Annotated in this window: 1 protein-coding gene; it reads left to right on the top strand. The window is 69.5% G+C overall.

The window, feature by feature from the left end; translation table 11 throughout:
* Positions 1-942 (top strand): IS3 family transposase (locus ACQRAQ_RS08600; protein WP_427794554.1); only part of this gene is annotated, 942 nt, incomplete at its 5' end.
* Positions 943-968 lie beyond the last annotated feature (26 nt).

A 968-nucleotide genomic window follows, 5' to 3' on the forward strand; every position in this document is an offset into this window, starting at 1 on the left:
AGGGCGGTGCAGGACGTTTTAAAAGCCGAGAGCCTCGACGGGATGTCGAACAGGGAGAAGACCCTGGTGATAGACCGCCTGAGGCCGTGCGGGAAGTGGTCCTTGAGAGAACTCACGAGTTCCTTGGGGATATCAAAGAGCTCCTATGAGTACCAGCGCCGCGCGATCGCGAGGCCCGACCGGCGCGCGCCCCTGCGCGCGCTCGTGCGCAGGATCTTCACCGAGGACGGCGAGGGGGCGCGGGGGTACCGCTTCGTGACGGCGCGCCTGCGCGAGCTCGACGAGCCCGTGCGCGCCTCGGAGAAGGTCGTCCTCCGCATCATGCGCGAGGAGGGCCTGGTCCCCAGGTGGATGAGGAGGAAGAGGAGGCCCTACAGCTCCTATGCGGGCGAGCCGACGCCGGCCCCGCCGAACCTCGTGCGCCGCGACTTCCGCTCGGCCCTGCCGAACTTCCTGTGGCTCACCGACATCACCGAGTTCAGGCTGCCCTCCGGCAGGAAGGTCTACCTGTCGGCCATCAGGGACTGCTTCGACTCCTCGGTCGTGGCGTGGAGGGCCGGCGAGAGACCGGACGCCGCGCTCGCCAACTCGACGCTCGAGGACGCCTGCGCGCTGCTCGCGCCCGGCGAGCGCCCCGTCATCCACTCCGACCGCGGCGGCCACTACCGCTGGCCCGGCTGGATCTCGATCTGCGAGGGGCACGGCCTCGCCAGGAGCATGTCCGCCAAGGGCTGCAGCCCGGACAACGCGGCGATGGAGGGCTTCTTCGGCCTGCTCAAGAGGGAGTTCTGGCACGGCAGGGACTGGTCGGGCTGGACCCCTGCCCGCTTCATCGAGGAACTCGGGGGCTGGATCGGCCGATACAATACGGAGAGGCGCAGCGATGCGCTCGGCGGCCGCACGCCGGCCGAGTTCCGCGCCGCGCTGGGAAGGGCCGCGTAACGGTCCAAGAAATCGTCCGCAGTCCC

It is taken from the genome of Collinsella sp. SGI.178, assembly GCF_050313495.1.
Classification (GTDB): domain Bacteria; phylum Actinomycetota; class Coriobacteriia; order Coriobacteriales; family Coriobacteriaceae; genus Collinsella.